20 protein-coding genes, 2 pseudogenes and 1 other annotated feature are annotated in these 24,067 nt (G+C 45.2%); of the genes and pseudogenes, 21 read left to right on the top strand and 1 reads right to left on the bottom strand.

All coding sequences use genetic code 11. The features are described 5' to 3' along the window. Positions 1–19 precede the first annotated feature (19 nt). Positions 20–982, bottom strand: a complete 963-nt coding sequence (locus N288_RS11335; protein WP_009793840.1) for a 3'-5' exonuclease — start codon at positions 980–982, stop codon at positions 20–22. A gap of 320 nt (positions 983–1,302) precedes the next feature. On the opposite strand from N288_RS11335, the gene N288_RS11330 reads away from it, so the two are divergent. The 21 genes and pseudogenes from N288_RS11330 to ileS all read left to right on the top strand — a co-directional run bounded on the left by N288_RS11330 (position 1,303) and on the right by ileS (position 24,032). After that, on the top strand, positions 1,303–1,734 hold the full coding sequence (locus N288_RS11330) for a hypothetical protein (protein ID WP_022543852.1): 432 nt from the start codon (positions 1,303–1,305) through the stop codon (positions 1,732–1,734). Positions 1,735–1,779: 45 nt separating this feature from the next. Continuing rightward, positions 1,780–2,052, top strand: coding sequence for a hypothetical protein (locus N288_RS11325; protein ID WP_009793842.1), 273 nt, complete (start codon positions 1,780–1,782; stop codon positions 2,050–2,052). A 128-nt stretch (positions 2,053–2,180) separates the two neighbouring features. Then, the gene (locus N288_RS11320; RefSeq protein WP_009793843.1) at positions 2,181–3,452 is read left to right on the top strand and encodes a glycosyl hydrolase family 18 protein; all 1,272 of its coding nucleotides are present in this window, start codon (positions 2,181–2,183) and stop codon (positions 3,450–3,452) included. A 102-nt stretch (positions 3,453–3,554) separates the two neighbouring features. After that, entirely contained in the window at positions 3,555–4,442 is an 888-nt protein-coding gene (locus tag N288_RS24685) for a CAP domain-containing protein (protein ID WP_009793844.1), read from the top strand. A gap of 113 nt (positions 4,443–4,555) precedes the next feature. Then, the gene (locus N288_RS11310) at positions 4,556–5,776 is read left to right on the top strand and encodes an MFS transporter (protein ID WP_009793845.1); all 1,221 of its coding nucleotides are present in this window, start codon (positions 4,556–4,558) and stop codon (positions 5,774–5,776) included. Between the two features lie 107 nt (positions 5,777–5,883). Continuing rightward, complete coding sequence (locus N288_RS11305) at positions 5,884–8,124, top strand: AAA domain-containing protein (RefSeq protein WP_232217717.1); 2,241 nt, start codon at positions 5,884–5,886, stop codon at positions 8,122–8,124. 291 nt (positions 8,125–8,415) lie between these two features. Further along, complete coding sequence (locus N288_RS11300) at positions 8,416–9,396, top strand: ring-cleaving dioxygenase (RefSeq protein ID WP_022543849.1); 981 nt, start codon at positions 8,416–8,418, stop codon at positions 9,394–9,396. 197 nt (positions 9,397–9,593) lie between these two features. Further along, complete coding sequence (locus tag N288_RS11295) at positions 9,594–10,334, top strand: STAS domain-containing protein (protein WP_009793849.1); 741 nt, start codon at positions 9,594–9,596, stop codon at positions 10,332–10,334. A 93-nt stretch (positions 10,335–10,427) separates the two neighbouring features. Further along, positions 10,428–12,497, top strand: a complete 2,070-nt coding sequence (locus N288_RS11290) for a transglycosylase domain-containing protein (RefSeq protein ID WP_009793850.1) — start codon at positions 10,428–10,430, stop codon at positions 12,495–12,497. A 210-nt stretch (positions 12,498–12,707) separates the two neighbouring features. Then, entirely contained in the window at positions 12,708–12,905 is a 198-nt protein-coding gene (locus N288_RS11285; protein WP_009793851.1) for a hypothetical protein, read from the top strand. A gap of 120 nt (positions 12,906–13,025) precedes the next feature. Then, the gene (locus tag N288_RS11280; RefSeq protein ID WP_022543848.1) at positions 13,026–13,544 is read left to right on the top strand and encodes an HD domain-containing protein; all 519 of its coding nucleotides are present in this window, start codon (positions 13,026–13,028) and stop codon (positions 13,542–13,544) included. Between the two features lie 193 nt (positions 13,545–13,737). Beyond that, positions 13,738–14,277, top strand: a pseudogene (locus N288_RS25840) (protoglobin family protein); the annotation flags it as partial. A 249-nt stretch (positions 14,278–14,526) separates the two neighbouring features. Further along, positions 14,527–15,042, top strand: a pseudogene (locus N288_RS25835) (methyl-accepting chemotaxis protein); the annotation flags it as partial. Between the two features lie 297 nt (positions 15,043–15,339). After that, positions 15,340–15,777: a peptidylprolyl isomerase gene (locus N288_RS11270; RefSeq protein ID WP_009793855.1), complete on the top strand. Its 438-nt coding sequence runs from the start codon at positions 15,340–15,342 to the stop codon at positions 15,775–15,777. Positions 15,778–15,875: 98 nt separating this feature from the next. Further along, positions 15,876–16,415, top strand: coding sequence for a G/U mismatch-specific DNA glycosylase (gene mug, locus N288_RS11265; RefSeq protein ID WP_022543847.1), 540 nt, complete (start codon positions 15,876–15,878; stop codon positions 16,413–16,415). A 23-nt stretch (positions 16,416–16,438) separates the two neighbouring features. Next, positions 16,439–17,194, top strand: a complete 756-nt coding sequence (locus N288_RS11260) for an exodeoxyribonuclease III (protein WP_009793858.1) — start codon at positions 16,439–16,441, stop codon at positions 17,192–17,194. A 107-nt stretch (positions 17,195–17,301) separates the two neighbouring features. Next, the gene (locus N288_RS11255; RefSeq protein ID WP_009793860.1) at positions 17,302–18,375 is read left to right on the top strand and encodes an undecaprenyldiphospho-muramoylpentapeptide beta-N-acetylglucosaminyltransferase; all 1,074 of its coding nucleotides are present in this window, start codon (positions 17,302–17,304) and stop codon (positions 18,373–18,375) included. 145 nt (positions 18,376–18,520) lie between these two features. Next, a complete protein-coding gene (locus N288_RS11250) occupies positions 18,521–19,483 on the top strand; it encodes a S8 family peptidase (RefSeq protein WP_009793861.1) in 963 nt (320 codons plus the stop codon). Then, the gene (locus N288_RS11245; RefSeq protein ID WP_009793862.1) at positions 19,480–20,289 is read left to right on the top strand and encodes an endonuclease I family protein; all 810 of its coding nucleotides are present in this window, start codon (positions 19,480–19,482) and stop codon (positions 20,287–20,289) included. Before N288_RS11250 ends, N288_RS11245 begins: the two co-directional genes overlap by 4 nt. 30 nt (positions 20,290–20,319) lie before the next feature. Then, positions 20,320–20,649 (top strand): MGMT family protein, encoded by a 330-nt coding sequence (locus N288_RS11240; protein ID WP_009793863.1) that lies wholly within the window; start codon positions 20,320–20,322, stop codon positions 20,647–20,649. Between the two features lie 23 nt (positions 20,650–20,672). Beyond that, positions 20,673–20,910: a binding site (T-box leader), on the top strand. A 56-nt stretch (positions 20,911–20,966) separates the two neighbouring features. After that, the gene (gene ileS, locus N288_RS11235) at positions 20,967–24,032 is read left to right on the top strand and encodes an isoleucine--tRNA ligase (RefSeq protein WP_009793864.1); all 3,066 of its coding nucleotides are present in this window, start codon (positions 20,967–20,969) and stop codon (positions 24,030–24,032) included. Positions 24,033–24,067: the final 35 nt, after the last annotated feature.

Genomic DNA, 24,067 nt, shown 5'->3' with positions numbered 1-24,067 from the left:
AATATGTATCCGAAAAGCCTTAAACGGCCTGACGGTCTTGTCCATCCAGGGAGGCTCTTGCCAAAAGGGTCTTCCTGTAGGAAAAGTTCTCTTCATCCAGAATCAGTATGCGGGATGAATAGGTTATATGCTCCAAGTAATTCTTCTTAAGGCCTTCGTAAAAAAGCATAAAGTCTTTAGTATCGCTTCGAATTTCTTCATCAAAGATGCCGGAGCTGCTGCCTGCGACATTTTTATACCTTTTGCAAATTCTTTTCGCTTTTTTGACAAGCTGCTGCGCTTCCTTCATTTTGTAGATCCATTGCAGACTGGAAAAAAACTCTTCCATATCCTTGGCGAACTGGCTTTTCACCTCTACATTTATCTGATCCACTGTGAGTGTTCTCCCCGGCAGTATAAATCTTTCAGCCATGATTTTTTCAGTGAGCTGGGGATTGCGCTCAAATGCAAAAAATATCCGCAGTGTGTTATAAGAATCAAACATCGGGTTATGCGTTTCTCCGACGAAATCCAGCCCATACAGTGCCAGGGCGTTTTCAACAGAGGGTGTATTATTAGCCGCACGGTTTGAAAACACTTCCTGGAAATCGACATATCTGGAATTGATTTTTTCGATTGTGGCAGACGGGATCCCATGTCTGGCTGCATCAGCATTCAGGCGGGACAGATCGCTTTTGGACCATGAATAGAACCTGGTTTTCTTCACTCCATTAACCCAGTAAAGAAAAGTGGAAAATACATCAGCAAATCTGTCTGCATCCCTGAGATCTTTATCTTCAATGCCGGTCAGCCTTTTGCAGAACATACTGAGCGGCTTATGATTTTCCGGCTTTATATACTCATCGAAAAATGAAAGCTTCTCTGTAATCAGATCATATTTTACTGCACCAAGCCTGATTGCCTCCATATCTTCAAACAGCATCCCTTTGTTCGAACAGAGCATCTCAAAGTCAAAAAAAACATATTGCGTCAGTTCAGCCATTTTACACCCTCCTTTCCTAACAGTTCATTATAGTTGAATTCACGGTTTTAGGAAAGGAAATATTTTTCCATATATACAAACGAATTCTTACTTGGCGATGTGTGTTAAGCGCCGCTGCTGATTAAGGGCTCACTTAGCCACACATTCAGGACACCTGAACGGCATATGGAGCAACAGTTCACAGAAATGCCGGATCAGCACATAACACTTACAGAGTATTATTGAACCTTACGCTGTAAAGAACCTTATTTATGACGAATGTTCTTTGCAGAAACGGGTATTAACATTGTAACAAAACCAATTGCAGAGGAGTGGAGCCGGTGAAAAAGATATACACCCTGGCAGCCGCTGCAGCCATAGTACTTTCAGGCTGCGGTGCCGAGGATGACCAAGAAACCGTTTCAGATGAGCAGAATACGACAGAAGGGTATAACGAACAGACAAATACGGAAGGAGAGGAGGAAAAGTTAAGCGCAGGAGAACTGGATGACCGCATCACAGAAGGAATGGATTATGGGACCTATTCAGCAGAGGTTCAGTCATGGGCTGAAAAAGGCCAGCTGGAATTTAAAGAATCGGTCAAGCTTGATGGCGGCGAGGAAGGGACGCTGGCTGACATCCATCAGCTTGCAGACGGATTCCTTGCAGTATCACATGATGGGCAGCAGGTAACGGAAGTACTCGTTTTCACAACCATCGAAGAAGCAAAGGAAACCCTGAAGGGTGAAACAACCCCCGGCACATCTTCGTGATAAATTAAGCAAAAATAACTTAATTAACGAAAGGACGGATCGTTCATGATAACTGTTAATGCAGAGCTGCGCTTTGAAGGAAAGATAGATAGAGATGATATGAGGACAAAGCTGGAAGGATACTTGCAGGGGACTGAGTTCGAGATTCTTTCTATAGATGAGAAAGATCACAGCCAGACACCTTTGGCAGATGAAAACAACAAAGAATATAAACATCATAAGCTTCCTTCCCAGCCTGAAGGCGCTGCACCGGATGTTAACACTTCCGGGGCGGGCGGAATGGTTTCACCGGATACGGATGACTACAGCAAAAATTAGGAATAGATCAACACAGGGCGCCGAAAGCCCTGTGTTTTTCTTATGAAAAGAGACCTGGATGTTATCTTATATTCTATTATTCATTGGAGATCCATATGATGGTATAAAAACCTATTTGAGGTGCTGAAATGGGAATTCATGTTGTATCATACGGTGACACCATATGGCAGATTGCCAATGAATATTCTGTTTCCCCAGCCGACATCTTACTTCTTAATGGATTGAAGGACGCCAATGATATAGTGCCCGGGCTGGCGCTGTATATCCCTCTGGACACTCTGCCTGTCCGCTCTCATATAATAAGGGAGGGAGACACCGTTTATCGGCTTTCTCTTTTTTATCAGACACAAATTGATTCTATTCTTAAAGCAAATCCCGGCTTGAATCCATATAATCTTAGGCAAGGACAGAACATATTCATTCCTTCACCACTTAAATACGGCATTCAGACGCTTGGTTTTATATTGCCTTACAATACTGAGGCTCTTTTCCCCATACTGGAAGGAATTTCGCCCCTCCTTACCTATCTTGCCATCACTGCCTATTCATTCCGGGCAGAGGGAACTGCCTACAGGCTCCTTGATGACACATCTGTTATCAATAAAAGCAAAGAGCTGGGCATCCTCCCGCTGCTCATGATCCGCAACTATCAGAATGGCGACTTTGATCCGGAACTGGCCGGAAGCGTGCTGGGAAATAGAAGGTATACAGCCAATCTGGTCAGCAGTATTGCCAGTCTGGCTAAAGAGAAGGGTTACAGCGGCGTCAGCATTGATTTTGAATTCATACCTCCGCCGCAAAGGAACAGCTTTTCCCGATTTCTTGCTGAGCTGAAGCTTGCCCTTGGAAATCTGATTCTTCATGTCAATGTCCATGCAAAAACAGAGGATATTCCTTCAAACAGGATCATTGGCGCCTATGATTATGAGGCAATCGGTGCTGCTGCAGATATTGTTGCCGTCATGACAATCGATTACGGTTATCCCGGCGGGCCGCCTGAGCCTGTTTCACCGCTGCCATGGATGGAGGATGTAGTCAAGTACGCCATTACCCAGATTCCTCCGCGTAAGCTGCAGATTGCCCTGCCCTTATACGGGTATGACAAATTCGGACCGGACAACAAAACTGTCTCTCTGTCAGTTCTCCAGGCACAGAACCGGGCAATAGAAAAAGGCGCTAATATCCAGTATGACAGCAACAGGGCAGCACCATTCTTTACTTATTACGATGAGGGGCAGCTCCATACCGTCTGGTTTGATGATATCCGCAGCTATATGCAGAAATACCTTCTTATGGACCGTTATCAGCTACTGGGCACCACTTTCTGGCAAATCAGCCTCCGTGCCCCGCAAAGCTGGCTCGCCCTTTATAACAGCTATCATGTCGTGCGGCAGGAATAGGAGGTTTATTATTTTTTCTGCTGTAAATAATTCCATTCATAATAGATCGGTCATGCAGTGCAAAATAAGACCGTTACATTATTATGAAAAGGGGTTAACAGAATGAGCAAAATGAAATTCAGCTTTTTGCCAGCAGTTTTTGCAGTGATGCTGGTGTCTGCCTGCGCCTCTAATAATGCTGCAGATGACAGGCAAGGCGGCCTCAACACACTGAATGCCGGGAATGGCAGACAGGGCCAGACCAACTTTTTAAATGACCGCAGCAGCCAGCAGTCAAAAGGAATGATGGAAAGCCTTCAGGAAATCAACAATGGATTTATTACGATTGATCCGAATGCTTACAGCACTGGCATGCCAAGCGAAGAATTCCCGCATGGTGAACAGCAGGATAATGGCATGTTCCGTTTTTATACGGGTGAAGAAAGAGGGCAGCAAGGACAGGAAGGACAGCAGGCAGCTCCAGGACAGAATCAAGCAGAACAGGGAGCAGGCATGGAGCCTGGCACTCAGTATGGGGCAGGCCAGGGAACAGCGCCTGGCGGCCAGGGTGACCAGGGGCAGAATGGCGCTGAGGAACAGGGACAGCAAAAGGCAGGAGACACTGACCAAAGCATCAGCGATATGGAATCCAAAGTCATCGAGCTGACTAATGCAGAAAGAACGAAGAACGGCCTTGCTGCATTGAAATCTGACAGCTCTCTGAGCGGGGTTGCCCAGGAAAAATCAGATGATATGCAGGCCAAGAATTACTTTTCCCATACTAGTCCAACTTATGGCTCCCCATTTGATATGATGCGGGACTTTGGAGTGGAGTATTCAACAGCAGGTGAGAATATTGCCATGGGACAAAGATCTGCAGAGGAAGTCGTCGATGCCTGGATGAAAAGTGAGGGGCACCGCAAGAATATCCTCAGCAGCAAATTCACCCATATAGGAGTAGGGCATACAGGCGAAGGTAATTACTGGACACAAATGTTCATTGGAAAATAGAAGGAGAAAAGAAGTGCTTTTCATGGGCACTTCTTTTATTCGCCTGAAAATTTCGTATTGCGAAACTTTCAGATACCGGATAAAATAGACAAAAACCGCACTGGAGTAAAGGAATGAACAGAAAAGTAATATTATATGTAAAAGCTTTTTCAGATTTTGGCACCTTTATGGATACAATTGTCCTCAACGTCCTCATTTATGCTGCTACAGGGAGCACAGGATGGATGGCTGCCGCTATGGCATTCAGGACAGCCGGCGGTGTGTTTTCAAGCATTTTTTCCGGCATACTGGCAGACCGGTTCGACAGAAGAAAGATCATGATCATCAGCGACCTGGCAAGGGGCATTCTGATTTTGTCTCTGATTTCTTTTCCATCACCCTATATGATCATACTCGTATCCTTTGCTATTGGGTTCTCCAACAGCAGCTTTATGGTCAGCTTTAATGCGGAAATCCCCCAGATCTTTGGCGAAAATAAGGTGCTTGAGACAAATGCTCTTATTTCCAGACTTACTTCCGCCAGCCTGGTCGCCGGATTTTTGGCCGCTGGCATCCTGACAGATATTATAGGCTACCATATTACACTGATTATCGATTCAGCTACCTACTTCCTGTCTGCTGCTGTGTTGATGATGCTTAAATGGGAATCGGCACCTGGCAGGAAAGCGGGTGTTCAATCGACGCTTCAAGGGAAGCTGTCTTCAATTTTCTCTGATATAAAAGAGGTCTATGCCTATTTAAAGCTGGCTCCGATGCTTATGCTCGTCAACCTTGTCTTCCTCGCAGGATCTTTTGCCGGAAGCTCCCATAACCTTGGGATTCCGATTTTGGCAGAGGCCCTTAATCCTGACAGACAAAGCTTTTATTATGGGTTGATTTGGAGTACATGGGGAATCGGGTCTATTCTGTCTGCATTCCTCCTGCCGAGGCTCCGGTGGGCAAGGGGCAGCAGAATTTATCTTGCGTGCTTCATTTCTGCCATCCTGATGTCATCAGGGTTTATCATCTTTTTATCAAGCAGCTATATCCCTGCAATATTACTGGTTGCTTTTCTAACCGGTATTTTTGACGCAGCTTTTACGACCCTGCATGCAACCATCCTCCAAAAATCGGCCAATCATATAAGGGGCAGGATATTTGGAGTAGGCATGCTCCTGAAGTCGCTCGGTTTCGCATGCGGATTTATTCTGGCTCCAGCTGTCCTTGACAGTACCAGCCTGCCGGTGCTTGCAGCATCCTTCCATGGCATCCTGATCGTAATGACGCTATTGATCATGGTACGTACATACATATTTGCCAGGACAAAAAATCAGCAGGAAGCGGGGAGTGCTTAACCAGATTGGATTTTTGGCTATAGCCGTGTTATATTATCTTTCATTAATATGGCCGGCGCTTCTTCCAAAGAAGAAGCAAATGGTGATTGTTGAGTAAAGGAAGAAATATGATGAGCAGCACAAAAAGATATATAGCAGAATGGCAAAAGGCCCTTCAATCAGAAATACAGCATATGAAAAATTATGGAAGCAGTAAATATCCCCTTCACAATGGCATTCTGATATCAAGCCATGAAGGGTTTGTTTATTTTTTTGAGACAGAATCTGCACTGCATGTGCCTATCGGATCACAGGTGAAAATCAGCTGGGGGCATAAAAAAGCTGAAGGAAGGATCCTGTCTTCTGAAGGCCGGAATATCATTGTCTCTGCGGACCAGTATTTGGGTGAGGAACTGCAATATGCATCCCTGCACCATGATCCCTGGGAGCTGATCGATCAGCTCATACAGCGGCTTGATGATATAAAAAAAAGCAAAACGAAGAGGCTGCGGATCAAAAAACTGATGGATCCCTCCATGCCGGCAGCCCATCCGGGAGGAAAGGCCAAATCCCCTGTCCATGAACTTATTTTGAGATCCAAATATAACCCGGTTACATTTGTATGGGGTCCCCCGGGGACTGGGAAAACATATACGCTTGCCCGGACAGCAGCTAATAAATATTTCAAAAAACTGAAGGTGCTTGTTCTATCACACAGCAACCAGGCGGTTGATGTACTGATGGCCGAAATTGCCTCTTTTTCGTCCCGCAAATCCGAAACCAAAGACGGGGATATTCTCAGGTATGGAACGAGAAGCAGCAGTGAAGCACATGCAGGGGGGCTGTTTCATTCCGACAGGCTCATTGAAAAGCACCACCCGGATCTGGCAGATAAAAAATCTCAGCTGATGGAAGAAAAAAGGCTGTTAAAATCTGATTTGGGGCGCTCTTTCAGTAAAAGGGATTCTGAAAAGCTGGTTGAAATTGAAACTAAGCTCGCAGCCGTTCTGGAGAAGATCCGCAAAAAGGAAATTGAATATGTTAAGGATGCAGGCATCATTGGAACCACTCTTGCCAGGGCAGCAGGCGATCCGGCGATTTATGAAAGCCAATTTGATCTTGTCATTGTGGATGAAGCGAGCATGGCTTATGTACCGCAGGCTGCCTTTGCTGCCTCTCTGGGTAAAAGGATCATCATTTGCGGAGACTTCAAACAGCTTCCGCCTATAGCCGCCTCCAGGAGCGAACTGGCAGTCAAATGGCTGAAAGAGGATATTTTCCACCATTCAGGGGCCGCTTCTGCGGTCGGGAATGGCCAGATGCATCCCCATTTGTTTTTGCTGAAAGAACAAAGGAGGATGCATCCGGATATTTCTGCTTTTACCAATAAACATGTTTACCATTCCCTTGTGACTGATTTTGAAGGCACAGCCGAGCTGCGGGCAGGTATTTCCAAATTAAATCCGTTCAAAAACATGGCATCTATTATGGTTGACAGCTCTGAGATGGGAAAGTACGGAGTTAAAGATAATAACAGCGGATCCAGAAGCAACCTTCTTCATCTTGCGCTTTCATTCCAGCTGATCCACGAGGCATATCTGGATGGGGCCAGGTCAATAGGTTATGCTACACCTTACAGGGTTCAAGCTTCATTGATGGAACAGTTCATGGAAGAGGTATACAGCTCTGAAGCTGCTGCTGCAGACATTATTGCGGCAACCGTCCATCGTTTCCAGGGGAGCGAAAGAGATATAATGGTCTTTGACACCGTTGACAGCTTTCCTTTTGAAAAAGCTGGGATGCTTATGACTGGAAAAGACAGTGAAAGGCTGATCAATGTAGCCGTAACAAGGACAAGGGGAAAATTCATACAGGTAGGGGATATCCGTTTTATCAAAGAAAAAGTATATACAGGAAAAACATGGCGGAAACTGGCAGAACACCAGCTTAAGATGGATCAGGCTGTTACTCCCTCCAGTATCGGAAGATGGATCAGGAACCAGCACCAGGCTCTGCAATGGATTCACAGCAGGAAAACCGGCAAAGTTGAAAATGATTTATTACAGGCCAAATCAGCCATCATCATTTCGCTGCCAGCCACCCATGCATTGGACGAAGAATGGACAAAAATAGTGAACGGAATGACTGGAAAAGCCAGTGTCACGCTGATTTCAGACAAAAGGCATGAGACGTTAAAGCATGCCGCTTTCGTTCAAAAAGATGTACCGTTTCCTTTCATCAGCATTGACAGCAGCATCTTATGGCTGGGAATGCCTTTTTGCAGACATGAAGGCATCAGGCCTCCATATATTGCTGTCAGATTTCTATCGGAAAACATTGCCGGCTACGTTGAATCGCAATTTCTGTGAAAAAGCCTGGTACATGCAAGCCAACTAAACATAAAAAGACCCCCTGAAACAGAGGGTCTTGCGTATTGAGGCGGCAGGCTGCACGCCACATCGTGCATTTCCAATAAAGGAGCGCCCGCCGGCTTATTCAATTAGCTCATCGCTCAATAAATATATCACCAATCATCCGCTGATGCAAGATTAAATTTTTCCACAGGGTCTATTATACAAACATATAGGTTTCATAAAAACAGAAAAAGAAGTAAAATTATCTCGAAGTGAAGATTTTTTCTTGAAAAGGAAGTGCATATGATGAATTTGCTAGCATTGAAAGGCATCCACCATGTTTCTGCCATCACAGCAAACGCAAAAAAGAACTATGAATTCTACACTGACACTTTAGGCATGAGGCTCGTAAAGAAGACGGTGAACCAGGATGATACTTCTGTTTACCATTTGTTTTATGCAGATGAAAGGGGAAACCCGGGAACTGACTTAACCTTTTTTGAAATACCGAATGCAGGGCACACCTACCCCGGAACCAACAGCATCAGCCTCACTTCCCTAAGAGTTCCGAGTGACCGCTCACTTGAGTATTGGCAGGACCGGTTTAAGGAACACGGGGTCGAATATACGGCCATTACTTCTGACAGCGGTAGAAACATGCTTTTTTTCACTGACTTTGAAGATCAAAGACTTGCACTTATTTCTGATGAAGCGAACACCGGGGAAGAAGGAGGGCGCCCTTGGGAGCAAAGCCCTGTTCCCGCAGAGCATGGAATCATAGGTCTTGGACCCGTATTCCTGACTGTCGCCGAACTGAGCCGGACAGAAGATACCCTTGTCAGCCTTTTAGGTTTCCGAAAGAAAGATTCTTATTCCGCATCTGCGCTTGGCGGCCATACAGCACATGTGTATGAAACAGGAAAGGGAGGATCAGGGACCGAGGTACACATCATTGTTCGGGATGACTTGCCAAAGGAAAGGCCAGGCCGCGGAAGCGTGCACCATGTAGCTTTCCGTGTTGAAAACCAGGAAGAGCTGAATAAATGGGTTGCCCTCCTGAAAGAAAAAAGAATCCCCAGCTCTGGATTTGTAGAGCGCTATTATTTTAAATCACTATACTTCAGGGAGCCGAATGGCATTCTGTTCGAGCTGGCGACTGACGGACCAGGGTTCGAAAGTGATGAGCCATTTGAAGAGCTGGGGCAGAATCTTGCTCTGCCGCCTTATTTTGAAGACCGGAGAGAAGAGATAGAAGCTAAATTGAAGCCTCTTGATACAGGAAGATAGGCGGAATCCGCCTGTTTTGTGCTCTCTTTAATCATTTGGGCACGCAATCGACAGTCTTCGTAATTTCTTTAAGTTTTGGTGCGGTTCAATCAGCTTCTGACAAACAAGAAACCCGGCAGTATTTTATACTGAAATAATTATCTCCTTTTCTTTCCTGCTATGGTAAGATGAAGTTAACAAATATAGGGAGATAACTGATGGATTCTATTGTTTTGGATCATTTGTCGGTTGCTGTCATGGCAATTGACGAAAATTTTACTATTAAAGTAGCCAATAAAAGATGCAAGGAAATATTGGGAATAGATCCTGAAGAAGCGCTTGGGCAGAATATCGACGAATTTTTTGGCCATCCGCCTGAATTTACCAGGACCGTTCAGCACACCCTTGAACAGGGAAAGAACTTCCGATACGATGTGTTCCCATATACTTGGGGTAAATACGAATTGACATTGAGCCAGCGTTCCACCTTGCTCAAGGACGATAATAACCAGATAAAAGGTGCTATGGTTGAATTTGAAGACATCACAGAGCGGCACAAGATGGAGGAGCAATATAAAAACTTCATCGAGGAAAGCACAGTAAACATCATTCTTGTAGATGATAAGATTGGAATGCTTTCTCTCCATGCGCTGCCATATGATGTGTCACCGGCCAAAATGGCAGACCTTACTGCTAAAGCCATGCAATCAGCAAGCCAAAAGCAGATCAGGGCCCTGGTTCTCGATATGTCTAAACTGTTTACTATTAAATTGCTTGCCAATGCTGCAGGGTTTGTAAAGCTTATGCAGGGATTCAGGATGATTGGCATTGAAGTTGTATTTGCAGGCATACGGCCGGATATTGCAGTACAGTCAGTACAGGCCGGAATCAGGCTGGAAGGAATCGAAACATTTTCTCAGCTTGATTCAGCCATCAGGCACTTAAAAGAAAAGTATTAGCAGAAGGAAGGAAAATTTCATTTTCCTTCCTTTTTTCTGTATAAGTTGGTTAAAATAGAATATCGAATATGATTTTTTAAGGAGAAAGTTAAAATGGAAAGACTCAAACAGGTCTGGGAATATATCAAACGCTTTTGGAAGAGAAAGCATATCACACAGATCCTGCTGCTTGCCGCCCTGACGGCCCTGCTGCTCGCCATTTTGTTTTTTGCCTACCTTGCAGCCACGGCCAATGTCCAATCCTTGAAGGATGGCCTGAAGCAGTCGACCGTCCTTTATGATAAAGACGGAGATGAGGCCGGAAAGCTTGCCGCCAACAGGACCGGGGGAGCAAAAATAGAAGAGTTGCCTGACCATATGAAGGAAGCTGTCGTCAGTATTGAGGACGAGCGTTTTTACAAGCATAATGGCTTTGATATAAAAGGGATTGCAAGGGCCTTTTTCAGTAATTTGTTTGCAGGGAGGATCACTGGCGGCGGCAGCACCATCACACAGCAGCTCGCCAAAAATGCATTGCTGTCGCCGGAACAAACATACAGAAGAAAAGCTGAGGAGATTTTCCTGGCGGTCGAAATAGAAAAGAATTACAAAAAAGAAGATATCCTGCTGATGTACCTGAACCAGGTTTATTTTGGCAGCGGGGCATGGGGCATTGACAGGGCCGCAAGAACCTATTTCAATAAACCGATAAGCGGAGTCACCATCAGCGAAGCAGCGCTGCTTGCGGGACTGCTGCAGTCTCCATCAGCATTAGATCCTTACCAGCATTATGACAGGAGCATAAGCAGGCGTGACACGGTGCTTGGAAAAATGCAGGAACTTGGATACATCTCAAAGGATGAATATGAAAAGGCTATCGCGGAGAAAATTGTCCTGGAAGATGGAAGTTCAAACACAGAAGCAAGAAAGTATCCCTATTATGTAGATGCAGTCCTTGATGAGGCAACAAGCAAGTATGGCCTTACCCAGGAGGAGATATTTACAAGAGGCTATACCATTTATACAGAACTGGATCAAAATATACAATCCGGCCTTGAAAAGGTATATGACAGAGATTCCCTTTTCCCTGCAGGCAGAGGAGGACAGCTGGTGCAGAGCGGCTCAGTCCTATTAGATCCGTCGACCGGCGGTGTCCGTGCCATTGTTGGAGGCCGGGGTGAGCATGTATTCAGAGGCTTTAACAGAGGGACACATATAAAGGCTCAGCCAGGGTCCACCTTAAAACCGCTCTCAGTATATACACCTGCTATAGAAGAAGGCTATGATGCTTCATCTATCCTGAAGGATGAGCCGATGACATTCGGGAATTATAAGCCGGAAAATTTCTCGCGGACGTATGCCGGCGAGGTGCCGATGTATAAAGCAGTTGAAGAATCGCTTAACATTCCTGCTGTCTGGCTGCTCAATGAAATCGGGATTGATAAAGGCATGGATTCTTTAAAGCGCTTTGGAATCCCGACTGAGAAGGAAGACAGAGCGCTTGGCATCGCTCTTGGCGGAATGAGAAAAGGAATTTCGCCGCTGCAGCTCGCACAAGCATATGCCGCTTTTCCTAACGAAGGAAAAAGGCATGATGCCCACTTTATTACCAAGATAGTCGGACCGACAGGGAATGTTATTGCTGAAAGAAAGAAAAAAACGGTCAAAGTCACTTCCAAGGCAGCGGCAAGGGAGATGACATCCATGCTCCTTAATGTTGTCGAAAGCGGAACCGGCCAAAGGACCAGGATTCCGGAAGTACAGATAGCGGGAAAAACCGGCTCCACACAGCTGCCTTACAATGATATCGACGGCACGAAGGATCAATGGTTTGTAGGCTATACACCTTCATTGGTAGGTGCTGTATGGCTAGGCTATGATAAAACAGACAGGGAGCATTATTTATCAACAAGCAGCTCTGAAACTGTAGTGCCTATTTTCAAAAGCATCATGGAGCAGGTGCTGCCTTATACAGAACAGAAAGATTTTGGAACAGAGTCAGTTAATGATCAGCTCGCAGAAGAAGCTGAACCTGATATCGATCTTCAGGAGCGGGCTGAGGAATTCAGCAAGCGATTGAAGGAAGATTTGCCGGAATGGAAAGAAAAATGGCAGGATGCACGGGAGCTGCTCGATAAAACAGAAGAAAAACTAAATGAGATTTGGGACAAAATTGGAAGTTAGCTGTGTTCTATCACTAATATAATCAATATGTTGATCTAAAAGGAAAACATCATCGAATGTTTTCCTTTTTCTGTTCGGCAAATTTTTATATCACATGATCTTATTCGACAATCTCCGAAACTCTTGCGCAGCAGGGGGTATATCAAACTGCTAGCAAATGAGTAGCTATTTGATATCTGTATGTTATCCTATAAATAGGAGGTGCTATCATTGCAGAATGAACAAAGAACACAATTAAATGTCCGGCTGCAGAAAGAAACGCTGCAGAAGCTGGATGAAATTGTAGAATATTATCAGGAAAACACTAAGATTGGCCGAATATACAAAGCAGACGTGCTTGCTGATATTATTGAAAAATCATATGAAGTGATGAAGAAACAGAAATCCATAAATGCCCGAAAATTTTAAAAGACAACTAAATGTTTTGAACTGCTTGAATCTGGAAAAAATAATTAGAACTTCTTCAGGTAGTCCCTTTGCCGATCTCAGGCAAGTACCTCATAGAAATAATTAAAAGGAATGGTTTTATTGAGAGATGTCACTTTAGAACAGATTTTCAAACACAGAATCGCCCAAAAGTATTTGACACGATCCGGGGTGGCCCATGCAGTTGCGGTTTCCAATCACAGTTTTAAGCTTGCGGCTGAAAGAGGCGCTGATCCTGACATGGCTGCTAAAGCAGGGCTCCTGCATGATATGGGGCATTACACTTGGTATAAAAATGGAAAGTGGGATTATGATCTCTACAAAAAGAATGATATACATGCGATAAAAGGTGCAGAAAGGGCACATAAACTTTTGATCAGGCTGGGTGAAAATCCTGTTAAAGCAAAAGAAATAGCTCTTGCTATTCTTTTTCATACAGATTCCTTTCTTCCTGGGGGGGAAGTCATCCGCACGCCTCTTCAAACAATTGTAAAATTGGCCGACGAATTTGATGAAGAACCTGGCGGCGCCCACCATTACAGAAAAGTTGATGAAGAAAGGGCCCTTGAAAGCCTTAGAAGGCTTGATAAGAAGATCGATAATCTTCTGGAAGCTGAATAAAGGAATCCGCTGATGAAGCAGATTCCTTTTTTTATTTATTTGAAGGCTTCTATTCTCAACTTTTTGTCTAAAAATCATTCCTTTATAGGTATTTATACCTACTACTTTATCCATGAATAGATTGTGAGCCTTCGCAGAATCTTTTAAACTAAAATACAAAGGTATGTAAAAATATTCCGATAGGAGAATCGGCATGGAAATCACTTTATTTAAAAAAAGCAGAAACAGGCAAGAGCATTCTTTCAAACTTAATGATAACGGGAATATTGGAATCGATCAGTCTCTTAGTGAAGAGGTATTAAGGCAAATTGATATGATTGGCCTTCAGGACAGTGACCTGAACTATATACTTTCCCTGCAGCCCTATGTGAAAGGAAATCTCCCTGCTATCATAGAACAATTCTATAAGAATTTAGAAAATGAAAAAACACTGACGAAAATTATCAACGATAACAGTTCAGTTGAGAGGCTGAAAAATACTTTGAGCGCCCACATTTATGAGATGTTCAGCGGAAAAATAGATACAGAATTCATTCAGCAGCGTTCTGTCATTGCTCATGTCCATGTAAAAATCGGCCTGCAGCCAAAATGGTATATGTGTGCTTTTCAGGATCTTTATTTGTCCTTATGCAGCATGATCATAGATACAATCTCAGAGAAGGGCCCGTGCACCGGGGCGATGCTGGCTGTTTCAAAGATCATCAGCCTTGAGCAGCAGATAGTGCTTGAAGCTTATGAACAGGAAATAAGCCGCATCAGGAAAGAGTCTGAAAGCTATAAAGAGCAGCTGAAGCATCAGGTTACAGAAGCAGCTGGAGAGCTGGCGGCCATCAGCGAACAGACAAGCGCCGCGATCCAGAAGGCAGCCGAAAGAACAGAGGATATTAGGGCTGATACAAAGTCTGGCTCCGATATAGCTGTTGTTGCAGAGGAGAAATCGGAAGAAGGAATGAATAGGCTTATCGGTCTTGGCAGGACTTTAGTTCAGGCCGAGGGCAAAATTGCCAGCATCAGCCAGAACATGGAACAGCTGATTGACAGTTCGAAACAAATCGAGCAGATTGCTGCGATTGTCACTTCTATTGCCGATCAGACGAACCTTCTGGCTCTCAATGCAGCAATAGAAGCTGCCAGGGCAGGTGAACATGGAAAAGGTTTTGCGGTAGTGGCTGATGAGGTGAGAAAGCTGGCGGAGAATACAAAAAATGCTGTTTCAGAAGTTTCAGGATTAATCGGTGAAATGGAAACCCGTTCAGGCATCATGGCTCAATCCATCGAAGAGGCTGGCGTAAATATCAATTCCAGCTCTGTTCAGTCCAAGGCAGTTAATGAATACTTCTCTCTAATCCTTGAGTCAATGCGGCAGGTAAAAGAAAAGAATCTGGCCATCGTGAAGGAAATGGAGGATTTGAATTTAGTATTTATTGACATAGGAGAAGCTTCAGGCCAGGTTGCTGCATCATCTGATATGCTTTCCGGACTGACTTTGACTTTATAGGAAAGAAAAATGGCGGCCGCAAAAGCAGCCGCCAGCCCTTTCCGTCCGTACAGTGGTTAAGTGTCCCGCAACAAGCGAATGTCCGGAAAGGGCTTTTTAAGCTTAACATATGCTTTATGGAAAATCAAAAGGGGAAAAAAAGCCAAGTTATTTTATTTCCTCCGCAAAAAATGATATGATAATCAATGATTTTTAAATCTTGGCGATGCTGTTAATCAAAGCTGGTTCCCCGGAACATCAGCCGGTACTGAACCCAGTCAGGATACAGCTGGCCATCAACCCAAGGAGATGATTTCAATGGCGAAAAAAGGATACATACAAATGAAAGACGGCGAGAAGATCGAGTTTGAATTATACCCTAATGAGGCTCCGGGCACAGTTGCTAACTTTGAAAAGCTTGCAAACGAAGGCTTCTATAACGGCTTGAACTTCCACCGCGTGATTCCTGGATTCGTGAGCCAAGGCGGCTGCCCGAATGGAACTGGGACTGGCGGACCTGGCTACACAATCAATTGTGAAACAGAAGGCAACCCTCATAAGCATGAATCAGGGTCTCTATCAATGGCACATGCAGGCAAAAATACAGGCGGAAGCCAGTTCTTTATTGTACATGACCCTCAGCCTCACCTGAACGGAGTCCATACTGTTTTTGGTAAAGTAACATCTGGCCTTGAAGCTGCTAAAGCGATGAAAAACGGCGATGTTATGGAAAAAGTTGAAATATACGACGCCTAATCAGTAAAAAAGAGCCTCTGGCTCTTTTTTACTTTCACAAAGCTTTTCTTCAGGCTGGAATATGACCAGGCCGATTTTGTTCAAAGAAAGGAGCAGGTATGCTAAAACCAATAAAAGACCATCTCAAGCCAGGCTTGGATATCATCTTTGTCGGCTTCAACCCCAGCATCCGGTCAGCTGAGACCGGACATCATTTCGCCAATCCGAATAACCGGTTTTGGAAAATCCTTTATGAAGCGGGCATCACTCCTAAAAAATTTCTCCCTCAAGAAGACAGCCTGCTGCTGGATTTGAATATAGGGCTGACCAATATCGTCCCGAGGCCGACCAAAGCAGCAGACGAAATAACCAGGGAAGAATATAAAGAAGGCAGAGAAAGGCTCATCTCACTCATTACGGAGCTGAAGCCAAAGGCAGTCTGTTTTGTCGGCAAAGGGGTTTACCTGGAGTACAGCGGCAGCAAAAAAGCACCATGGGGACGCCAGGACATTTCTATTGTTCCAGGGGTTATTGAATTTGCAGCTCCTTCTTCCAGCGGACTGGTGCGGATGAAAATGGACGAAGTAATTGATATATATAAAGAATTGCCTGCCATCGTGTATGAACAGGCACCCTCCCGGCATGGAGAGGACAGCTAAAGGAAAATACGGGGGAATATAGAATGAAATTAGTATCTTGGAATGTTAACGGAATCCGGGCCTGCGTCAAAAAAGGCTTCCTGGATTTTTTCATGGAAGAAAATGCAGATATATTCTGCATTCAGGAATCAAAACTTCAGGAGGGACAGATTGAACTCAATCTGGATGGCTATCACCAGTACTGGAACTATGCCGAGAAAAAAGGCTATTCCGGGACCGCCGTTTTTACAAAGGAAAAGCCCCTCTATGTATCCTATGGGATAGCCGGAAGAGAAACAGAACCAGAAGGACGGAGCCTGACTCTTGAGTTTGAAAATTTTTACCTTCTGAATGTGTATACACCTAACTCTAAGAGGGACCTGGCAAGGCTTCCTTACCGGCTGGAATGGGAGGATGAGATTCGGGAATATATCCTTGAGCTTGAACAAAAGAAGCCAGTCATACTCTGCGGGGACCTGAACGTCGCCCATCTTGACATAGACCTTAAAAATGCCAGGTCTAACAGAGGAAACTCCGGATTTACGGATGAAGAGCGCGGAAAAATGACATCTCTTCTGTCAGAAGGATTTGTAGACTCCTTCAGATACCTTTATCCAGAGCAGGAAGGCGCTTATACGTGGTGGTCCTATATGGCCAAGGTCAGGGAGCGGAACATCGGATGGCGCATCGACTATTTTATAGTATCTGATAAACTGAAAGAGCATATACTAGATTCTAAGATTTATTGTGACATCATGGGCAGCGATCACTGCCCGATCATGCTCGAAATGGCCCTTTAGATGATAAAGGGCTTTTTTTCTGTATATAATGGAATCAGCATAAAAATAGGCGCAGTGAAGGAGGCAGGAGAGTCTGCCTGCCTGAACTGCCATGACAGGAAGGTTTTATGAAAAAGACACTTGTTTTGACGGGCGGGGGCTCAGCCGGCCATGTTACCCCCAATATGGCTTTGATTAAAGAACTTGAGGGGGAAAATATAGACATCCATTATATTGGCAGCAGAGAGGGCATTGAAAAAGAGCTTATCAGCGGTCTTTCCATTCCCTATCATTCGATTTCAAGCGGGAAACTAAGGAGGTACGCCGACTTTGAAAATGTAAAGGATATGTTCAAAGTGGCAAAAGGATGTACTGAAGCGCTCTGGATTCTTAAACAGCTCAAGCCAGGCCTCGTTTTTTCCAAAGGGGGTTTTGTATCCGTACCTGTCATCGCGGCAGCAAAGCTCCTCGGAATTCCGGTATTCATCCATGAAAGCGATCTAACACCGGGCCTGGCTAACCGGATTTCAAAAAGGTTTGCTTCAAAGATTTATACTTCATTTGAAGAAACTCTGCAGTACCTTCCAAATGGAAAAGCACAGGCAATCGGCTCGCCAATCAGGAGGGAAATCCTTTCTGGCATCAAGGAGAAGGGGCTTGAATTCCTCGGTTTTGACAGAACCAGGCCGGTTCTTGCCATTATGGGTGGCAGCCTAGGGGCAAAGAAGATTAACGAAGCAGTGCGGCAGGAAATTGAACAAATCGGCGGCCAGTTTCAAATCGTGCACCTTTGCGGAAAAGGAAATCTTGATCCTGCATTGGAAGGCCGGCCAGGATACAGGCAATTTGAATTCCTGAACAGTGAACTTTCAGATGTACTTGCCTGTACAGATTTAATGGTAACCAGAGGAGGCTCTAATGCTATTTTTGAATTCCTTGCCCTCCGTATTCCGATGCTTATCATTCCTTTGAGCAGGAAACAAAGCAGGGGCGATCAGATTCTGAATGCAAAAAGCTTTGAGGAAAAAGGCTATTCATTGACCTTGCAGGAAGAAGACCTGACAGCCGCATCTTTAGCCGGGTATATTGCCCTTTTAAGTAAACACAGGGAAAGCATACTGAAACAGATGGAAGAATCAAGGATGAAGGATGCTTTATCCGTCATGGCTGGTAACATTAGGGACAAATTGCAGCAGAATTAGGCCTTCTGGGTCTTTGTTCGCTTTTTTGTTCGGTTCTAAAAAAGAAAATCAAGCCTATCTCCTTATCTGAATATTCCTTCGATTTTGGTATAATGGAGATACATCTTGTTTCTGCATCCTGAATTACTCTGAAGGAGGGAAAATAATGAAAGAATGTGTACGTGTGATCCCGTATCAGGTAATTGAACAATCAGAGGCGGTATCAGGCATTCCGGAAGGCATCGGATTGATACAGGCGCCAAAAATCTGGGAAGAAACAAGGGGAGAAGGCATTACAATCGCTGTACTCGATACAGGCTGCGACATCAGCCACCCTGATTTAAAGAATCAAATCATCGGCGGCAGGAATTTTACTGGCGATGATTCCGGAAATCCGGATATTTATAAAGACTATAACGGCCATGGCACCCATGTTGCGGGGACCATTGCAGCAGAAGGCAAAGAGCCCGGCATATCGGGCGTTGCGCCAGGTTCAAAGCTGCTCATTGTCAAAGTGCTTGATAGAAACGGCTCCGGCCAGTATGACTGGATTATTGAAGGAATCCGCTACGCTATCGACCAAAAAGCCGATATTATTTCCATGTCGCTCGGCGGCCAGAATGACATGCCTGAGCTTCATGAAGTTATAAAGGAAGCCGTACGGAACAACATCTCTGTTGTATGTGCAGCGGGTAATGAAGGAGACGGAAAAGAATCAACTGATGAGTTCGCCTATCCGGGCTGCTATAACGAAGTGATCAGTGTAGGTGCAATCGATTTGGACAGGAATTCTTCACAATTTACCAATTCACATAATGAAATCGACCTGGTTGCACCAGGGGAAGAAATACAATCAACCTATTTAAATGGGAAGTATGCCACTTTGAGCGGCACCTCCATGGCTGCCCCGCATGTATCCGGTGCGATGGCGCTTATTAAGAATGTGGCCAACAAAAACTTTGACCGGAATCTTTCCGAGGCAGAGCTTTTCGCCCAGCTCATCAGACGCACCGTTCCGCTTGGCAATTCAGCCAAGCTTGAAGGCAATGGCCTTGTTTATCTAACTTTGCTTGAACATCTTTCAGATATTTTCACATCTAAAGTTCTGCCGATGGTCTTAAAATCATGAACAGCCTGGCTGAACAGCTCGCTGCTGAACAGGAGGCGGCACTGGCAAACCTGCAGACTCAAAGTGCGGAGCGGATCTACTATGATGAAGCTGCTGACCTTGAGAAATGCAAAGCCTATTATGCTTCAATCGACTTTGAGGCAGCGGAGGCCAAAGAAGATCTTCAGAAGCTTGTGGAGAAAACCCACAAGACCATTCTGAAATATTCCCCTCATCTCTATTTATATCCCTGGGTGGACCTGCAGGAGAACTTTGCTCTCAAAAGCCTTTATTCAGGCAGCAGCATGGATCCGGCTGAAAGCATTAAACATGATGCGGAGATCTTGCTGGAGCGGAACCGGACTGGAGACACGCGGACAAAGCTGAATTGCGAGCATGTAGTTCCGCAGTCCTGGTTCAGTGAACAGCAGCCGATGAAGGGGGACCTCCATCATTTGTTCGCCTGTGAGCCCGCCTGCAATAGCATGAGGAGCAATTTTCCTTATGAAGACTTCCCCTCTTATAAGCCGGAAGCTTCTGCTTTCGGTATAAGAGGCGGCTGCGGCATGGCTGAAGAAGGGAAGTTTGAGCCGGAATACGGCAAAGGAATTGCAGCCCGGGCATGCTTTTACTTTTTCCTGAGGTATAAGAATTTTAAGCCTGCAGAACACGGAATCAGCTGCAGTCTCCTTCAAAAATGGCATCTTGAATTTCCTGTATCACTTTATGAAAAGCACAGGAATGCCGCAATTGAGGAGCTGCAGGGCAATCGCAATCCATTCATTGATTTTCCGGCACTTGCAGGGAAAATGACTGATTCAAATTAATAAAATTCCGGAGATACTGTTTTTAGCCTTATGCAGCCTTTTACACAAAGAACGATAAAAATCATTAAAGAAATACCTGCCGGAAAGGTGATGACATACGGCCAGATAGCAGCCCTTGCCGGAAGCCCACGCGAAGCCAGGCAGGTCGTCAGGATTCTTCATTCCCTGAGCAGGCAGGAGAAGCTTCCATGGCACAGAGTCATCAGCAAAATGGGCGAAATCAGCATGAAAGATCCTATGCTCCGGGAGGAACAGAGATTTCTCCTTGAAGCGGAGGGCATCACTGTAGACGTCAAAGGAATAATCAGGCTTGAAAATTTTCTGCATGAGCCAAAAAAAGGGCTGGATAATAATACCTGATTTTGATATGATAATAAAAATTCTTAAATTCTATGACGAGAACAAGTAGGAAAGGGAAAGTTCCTTCAGCGAGCTGGGTATGGTGAGAGCCAGCGGAAACGATCTTTCTGAAACATCATCTCTGAGATGCAGGGCTGAAATCCAGTAAGTCCTGACGGGTGTCCGCCGTTAAAAGGAACGCGTATGATGGTACGTTGATGAGCGCTATTGTTTATGCAATAGAATTTGGGTGGTAACGCGGGTATAACACTCGTCCCTTATACAGGGGCGGGTGTTTTTTATTTCCCTAAAAATTAAAAAGAAAGGCAGGTACTGAAATGGAAAGCACTCAGGCAAGAGAATACAGAATCAGAGAGTATTGGAGGCAAGGAAATATTTTTGCCAAATCCGTTTCCAATCGTGCAGGCAGGACTCCTTTCGTTTTTTATGAAGGGCCTCCGACCGCCAATGGGCTGCCCCACGCCGGCCATGCTCTTGGGAGAACATACAAGGATCTGACAGCCCGCTACTGGACGATGAAAGGGAGGCAGGTAATCAGGAAAGCCGGCTGGGATACACATGGGCTTCCGGTTGAGCTGGGAGTGGAAAAAGCATTGGGCATATCAGGAAAGAAGGAAATCGAGGATTATGGTGTAGGTGCTTTTATAGAAAAATGCCGGGAAAGTGTATTCCAATATGAAAAACAGTGGAGGGAATTCACAGAGCAGCTAGGCTACTGGACGGATATGGATGACCCTTATATGACATTAAGCAATGAATATATCGAGTCGGTATGGCATATCCTTGGGACAATCCACGAAAAGGGGCTGCTTTACAAGGGCCACCGGGTATCTCCCTACTGTCCAAGCTGCCAGACTTCCTTGAGTTCCCATGAAACTGCGCAGGGCTACAAGGATGTAAAAGATTTAAGCGCCACTGTCACCTTCAGGCTGAAAGGAAGGGAAAATGAATATATCCTAGGCTGGACCACAACGCCATGGACACTTCCGGCCAATGTGGCACTGGCTGTCCATCCCCAGGTCCGTTATGCAAGAGTAAAGAATGGAGACAAAATCTTTATTCTGGCTGAAAACAGGGTGGCAGACCTTTTTCGCAGCTTTGATGAAATCCTTGAAACGATTGAAGGCAAAGAGATCACGGGAATGGAATATGAGCCTCCCTTTCAAGTTGATGGGCTGGAAGGTGCGCACAGAGTCATTGCAGCTGAATTTGTTACTGAAAACAGCGGCACTGGTATCGTCCATCTTGCTCCCGCTTACGGAGAAGACGATTACCGGGCCATAAAGGAAAGGGGGCTTCCTTTTATCAATATCGTTGATTCCAAAGGCTGTTATACTGATGAATTTCCGCCGCTTGCAGGGAAGTTCGTCAAAGACTGTGATGTTGATATCTTAAAAATGCTGGGAAGCATGGACCTGTTATTCCACAAAGAAAAGTATGAACACAGCTATCCATTTTGCTGGCGGTGCGACTCTCCGCTCCTTTATTACGCAGCTGACAGCTGGTTCATCAAAACCTCTTCCCTGAAAGAGAAATTTCTTGAGCTCAACAGCCAGGCAGAATGGCATCCAAGCCACATGAAGAATGGCCGTTTCGGCAACTTCCTTGAAGGGCTGGTGGATTGGAATATCAGCCGGAGCCGCTATTGGGGCACGCCTCTCAATGTTTGGGTCTGTGAAAATTGCGGGGCAGAGAAAGCCCCAAAAAGCTTTCAGGAGCTGCAGGAGCTTTCAGAAGCAAATGGAAAGCTCACTGATTATCATAAGCCTTATGTCGATGCAGTGAAAATCCCTTGCCAGGACTGTGATGGTTACATGGCCAGGACACCGGAGGTCATCGATGTCTGGTTTGACTCAGGAAGCATGCCATATGCCCAGCTTCATTACCCTTTTGAACATAAAGAGGAATTTTCAAGGCTATTTCCTGCAGATGCAGTTATAGAGGGTGTGGATCAGACCAGGGGCTGGTTTTACTCATTGCTCGCGGTTTCAGTCTTATATAAGGGGCAATTGCCTTATAAAAATGTCCTCGCCCTTGAGCATGTCCTTGATGAAAATGGACAGAAAATGTCTAAGAGCAAAGGAAATGCCCTTGATCCTGCAAAGCTGATCACTGAATTTGGAGCAGATGCTTTAAGATGGGCGCTGGTGGAAGACAGCAGTCCATGGAAGCCCAAGAAGTTTTCCGGAAAAAATGCGGCAGAGGCAAAATCAAAGCTGGTCGACTCGCTAGCAAGCATTCACCATTTTTACAGCCTCTACAGTACAATCGATCATTTTGAGCCAGATAGCTCTCAAACTTCCGGCAACATCATGGACCGGTGGATTCTTTCGCGGCTGCACAGTGTCATTGAAACGGTAAACAAGGAGATGGGCAGCTACCAGGCTACAAATGCCGCCAGGGCAGCAGGCACGCTGATCGAAGAGGTCAGCAACTGGTATATCAGGAGAAACAGGGAAAGGTTCTGGGCGAAGGGCATGGAAGACGACAAAATTTCTGCATTCCAGACACTGTATACACTATTGGACAATATCTCCCGCATGCTGGCACCATTCGTGCCTTTCATAGCTGAAAGCGTCTATTTAGACCTGACAGGCAGAAGCGTCCACCTTGAAGACTACCCGGAGGCTGAAACCGCCTTGATTGACAGGGAGCTGGAGGACAATATGGTTGAAGTCATGGATCTGGTTGAGCTGGGCAGAAGCATCCGGCATTCAAAGCAGCTGAAAACAAAGCAGCCGCTGGCCGAAATGCTTGTGCAATGCAGCAAAGAAAAGGAAGAGAAATTAAAAGCTTTCAGCAGGATCCTCAAGGAAGAACTGAATGTAAAAGATATCTCATGGGCTGAAAGCTTGCAGGATAAATACTTCTGCCGGCTGAAGCTGAACTTCAAAGCAGCAGGAAAGAAGTACGGAAAGAATGCCAATCTCGTTCATCAGTCGCTGCAGCAGCTCTCTGAAACAGATATCCGCCAGCTGCTGGAAACAGGAAGCCTCGTTCTGCAGGCTGGCAATGAACTGCTGAAGGTCGAAAATAGTGATACAACGGTGGAAAAGCTCCCAAAGAAAGGCTACGCGGAAAGCAGCGGACGAAATATGACAGTTCTTTTGAAAACAGAGTTGACTGAGGAATTGAAGAGGGAAGGCTATGTAAGGGACTTTATCAGAGGAATACAGGATTTAAGGAAAAAGCTGGAGCTTCCTATCGACAAAAGAGTTAACCTGCATATCGATACAACCTCTGAAGCAGAAGGAATACTGCGCGGGTTTGAGGATCTTTTATACGCCAATATCGTTCTTGAAGGGATTGCTTTCAAGCCTCTGCAAGCTCCGATGCTGAAGGGCAGGCTTGGGGGGGAACTGATAGCTGTCTCATTGACATAACCACTGGCTGGCCGGCACCTTTCAAAAACACTACT

Source organism: Bacillus infantis NRRL B-14911 (assembly GCF_000473245.1).
Classification (GTDB): domain Bacteria; phylum Bacillota; class Bacilli; order Bacillales; family Cytobacillaceae; genus Bacillus_AB; species Bacillus_AB infantis.
This window is presented reverse-complemented; position numbering and strand designations above follow the sequence as displayed.

Excerpts from the sequence above, each read along its gene's own strand:
- N288_RS11335 (WP_009793840.1), bottom strand. The coding sequence starts at position 982 with ATGGCTGAACTGACGCAATATGTTTTTTTTGACTTTGAGATGCTCTGT.
- N288_RS11325 (WP_009793842.1), top strand. The coding sequence starts at position 1,780 with ATGATAACTGTTAATGCAGAGCTGCGCTTTGAAGGAAAGATAGATAGA.
- N288_RS11320 (WP_009793843.1), top strand. The coding sequence starts at position 2,181 with ATGGGAATTCATGTTGTATCATACGGTGACACCATATGGCAGATTGCC.
- N288_RS24685 (WP_009793844.1), top strand. The coding sequence starts at position 3,555 with ATGAGCAAAATGAAATTCAGCTTTTTGCCAGCAGTTTTTGCAGTGATG.
- N288_RS11310 (WP_009793845.1), top strand. The coding sequence starts at position 4,556 with ATGAACAGAAAAGTAATATTATATGTAAAAGCTTTTTCAGATTTTGGC.
- N288_RS11305 (WP_232217717.1), top strand. The coding sequence starts at position 5,884 with ATGATGAGCAGCACAAAAAGATATATAGCAGAATGGCAAAAGGCCCTT.
- N288_RS11300 (WP_022543849.1), top strand. The coding sequence starts at position 8,416 with ATGAATTTGCTAGCATTGAAAGGCATCCACCATGTTTCTGCCATCACA.
- N288_RS11295 (WP_009793849.1), top strand. The coding sequence starts at position 9,594 with ATGGATTCTATTGTTTTGGATCATTTGTCGGTTGCTGTCATGGCAATT.
- N288_RS11290 (WP_009793850.1), top strand. The coding sequence starts at position 10,428 with ATGGAAAGACTCAAACAGGTCTGGGAATATATCAAACGCTTTTGGAAG.
- N288_RS11270 (WP_009793855.1), top strand. The coding sequence starts at position 15,340 with ATGGCGAAAAAAGGATACATACAAATGAAAGACGGCGAGAAGATCGAG.
- mug (WP_022543847.1), top strand. The coding sequence starts at position 15,876 with ATGCTAAAACCAATAAAAGACCATCTCAAGCCAGGCTTGGATATCATC.
- N288_RS11260 (WP_009793858.1), top strand. The coding sequence starts at position 16,439 with ATGAAATTAGTATCTTGGAATGTTAACGGAATCCGGGCCTGCGTCAAA.
- N288_RS11255 (WP_009793860.1), top strand. The coding sequence starts at position 17,302 with ATGAAAAAGACACTTGTTTTGACGGGCGGGGGCTCAGCCGGCCATGTT.
- N288_RS11250 (WP_009793861.1), top strand. The coding sequence starts at position 18,521 with ATGAAAGAATGTGTACGTGTGATCCCGTATCAGGTAATTGAACAATCA.
- N288_RS11245 (WP_009793862.1), top strand. The coding sequence starts at position 19,480 with ATGAACAGCCTGGCTGAACAGCTCGCTGCTGAACAGGAGGCGGCACTG.
- N288_RS11240 (WP_009793863.1), top strand. The coding sequence starts at position 20,320 with ATGCAGCCTTTTACACAAAGAACGATAAAAATCATTAAAGAAATACCT.
- ileS (WP_009793864.1), top strand. The coding sequence starts at position 20,967 with ATGGAAAGCACTCAGGCAAGAGAATACAGAATCAGAGAGTATTGGAGG.